This window comes from Nitrosophilus sp. (assembly GCF_982775275.1).
Genome location: NZ_CEXZHP010000187.1, coordinates 1 through 2907 on the forward strand (window position 1 = coordinate 1; position 2907 = coordinate 2907).

Sequence of the window (2907 nt, forward strand, 5' to 3'; positions counted from 1 at the left end):
ATGATAATACTTGGTGAAAAATATATTTTTAACGATATAGAAAAAAACAGACTCAAAAAAAGATTTAAAAAAATAAAAAAAGTTCCATATAAAGATATTGACACAAAAAAAACGATAGAAAATATAGAGATTCTTCTTTCAAAAGAGGATCATCCCATCATAGTTTTAAATACCAAAGCAAAAGTTGACGATGAGTTACTAAAATACCTAACCAACCTGGAATTAAAAGGTATAGAGTTTATTACAATAGAACATTTTTTGGAAAAATATCTTCATAAATGCTACATCCCCGAAGACAATAGCGATATAAGCTTTTTAGAAGATATAAAACCATACAACTCTTTACAATATCTGCAAAAAAGAGCTATTGACTTCTTTATAGGCGTCCCTCTTTTTATATTGGCTTTGCCTATTATGATATATTCGGCTTATAGGATAAAAAAAGAGTCTCCTCAAGGATCTATTATATTTAAGCAAAAAAGAGTAGGAAAAGGGGGAAAAGAGTTTATATGCTACAAATTTAGAAGTATGATCCCGGATGCAGAAAAAGAAAAACCCCAATTTGCCAGTAAAGATGATCCTAGAGTTTTTAAATGGGGAGCATTTATGAGAAAAACAAGGATTGACGAACTACCTCAACTTTTAAACGTCTTTAAAGGAGAGATGCACCTAATAGGCCCAAGACCTGAAAGAAAATATTGGGTAGATCAGTTTGAAGAAACAATACCCTACTATAACGAAAGGCACCTTGTAGCCCCCGGCATAACAGGCTGGGCACAGGTAAATTACCCATATGGCTCAAATACCGAAGATGCTAGACAAAAACTTATGTATGATTTATACTATATTAAAAATTGGTCTCTGTGGCTTGAAATAAAAACTATCTTTAAAACTATTTGGGTGATGGTTGGAAAAAAAGGAATTTAATATTTTAAAATTCCTTTTATTGCATAATGTGTAAAATAATAAATACTTTTTAAAACATTCAATTTCTCAACTTCTCTATATATTTTCCATTGATATTGTGCAGCTTTAAACTTGTTAGAAGATACAGAGTTTTTTCTAAGTCTATAAATAGCTAATGGCTCTAAAATTCCTTTTGTTTGCTTGATTTTTTTTAAAATTTTCAGCCAAAGTCCATAATCTTGTCTTTTTAAAACATTTGGCATACAGATTTTTCCTAACTTTTGAGTATCATATATAGCTGTAAGACAGCCTATAGGATTAGTTTTTAAAATTGAATAATAAGAAACTATTTCCGGAGGAATAAACTCTCCTAAATAATTATCATTTTCATCTATAAGTTTATAAGCGCTGTAAGTAAAAATTAAATCGTTTTTTTGCATAAAATCTATCTGTTTTTCTAGCTTATCACTTATCCACAAATCATCAGCATCTAAAAAAGCTATATACCTACCCTTTGCTTCTTCTATAGCTCTATTTCTAGCAACAGCAGGTCCACTATTTTTTTCTAATTTTATAAGTTTTATACGACTATCTTTTTTCATATAGCTTTCTATAATCTCATTTGAATTATCTGGACTACAATCATCAACTATTATCATTTCCCAATTTTTATAAGTTTGATTTAACACTGATTCAATAGTAGCTGAAATAAATTTTTCTGAACTATATGATGGGGTTATTATTGAAACTAAATCTTTCATTTTCAACTTCCATAAACTTTTTATTTATCTCATACCATTTAGAAAAAACTATAAAAGAATAAATCTCTAAAGACCTATCCTTATTTTGATTAAAAAACTCATACAAGGTTTTATCTATAAAGTTTTTTTCTAAGAAAAACGATAAAATATCATAGTTTATCCTATCTTTGATTTTTTTATATCCTTCCCTTTTAAGCCATATTTCAACTGGTGCGGAAAAGCCCTGTTTTCTTCTGTAGACTATTTCTTTATCTAAATATCTCAAAGCTAATTCTTTTAACAGTATTTTTTTATTGAAAGCGGTTGTTTTGTAGCTGTCAGGAATTGAGAAGCTAAAATCAACCAATCTATAGTCTAAAAATGGAGTTCTTATCTCTAAAGCGTGTGCCATACTCATTTTATCTGTAAAGTTCAAAAGGTTATTGTTCATGTACTCCCTTATATCGTACTTTAAGACTTCACTTAAGTTATAACTTTTTAAATCAATATTACATTCTTTTAGTTTTATATACGAAATAATGTTACAGTATGTCTTTGAGGGTTTTTTATCTACAGAGTTTAATAACTTTTGAATATATCTGATAGTATTACCTACAAGAGATGTTCTCTTGGAACCTAAAAATTCTACATTTAGATTTTTCAAAAATCTTACATGTTTTAACCATTTTGATAGTAAGAATGCCTGATATCTGTTATACCCTCCAAATAGCTCGTCTCCACCTAAACCGCTTAAGCTTACTTTTACATAATCTCTTGTATATTTTGATAAATAGTAGTTTAGGAAAACTGAACTATCAGCAATTGGTTCATCTAACTGATATATAAACAGGTCAAGCTCTTTAAAGACCTTATCAAAATCTATTTTTAAAAAATGGTGGTTTGTATTGTTCTGTTTAGCAACGAATCCAGCGTACTCACTTTCATCAAAAAAATCGTTTATACCTTCATATGTTATAGAAAATGTATTCAGTCTTTTATCTGTATATTTAGAAGCTATCGCAACAATAAGGCTACTATCTACTCCTCCACTTAAAAAAGCTCCAACTTCTACATCACTAATCATCCTTTTTTTTATAGAATCATGTAGTAGTACATCAACTTTTTCCAAAATATCATTTTTACCTTTTATTAACTCTTTATTCTCAGGTAAAGAATAGTATCTATGAACAGTTTTTGTCATAGTATTCAAATCAATTTCTAATATGCAACCTGGTATTAGTTTTTTAATCTCTTTATAAGG

The 2907-nt window shown here is 28.6% G+C and carries 3 protein-coding genes; 1 reads left to right on the plus strand and 2 read right to left on the minus strand.

Translation table 11 applies throughout. The annotated features are described in order from the left end of the window. Positions 1-927, plus strand: a 927-nt coding sequence (locus AC30RD_RS07920) for a sugar transferase (RefSeq protein WP_489493924.1), incomplete at its 5' end; no start/stop codon positions are given. Here AC30RD_RS07920 and AC30RD_RS07925 read toward each other — a convergent pair. Then, positions 924-1667 (minus strand): glycosyltransferase family 2 protein, encoded by a 744-nt coding sequence (locus tag AC30RD_RS07925; protein ID WP_489493925.1) that lies wholly within the window; start codon positions 1665-1667, stop codon positions 924-926. The genes AC30RD_RS07920 and AC30RD_RS07925 overlap by 4 nt on opposite strands. Then, a partial coding sequence (locus tag AC30RD_RS07930) for an asparagine synthetase B family protein (RefSeq protein WP_489493926.1) occupies positions 1630-2907 on the minus strand: 1278 nt, incomplete at its 5' end. The genes AC30RD_RS07925 and AC30RD_RS07930, both read right to left, overlap by 38 nt.

What these genes read in the sequence shown, in the direction of transcription:
- AC30RD_RS07925 (WP_489493925.1), bottom strand. Translation starts at nt 1,667, where the DNA reads ATGAAAGATTTAGTTTCAATAATAACCCCATCATATAGTTCAGAAAAA.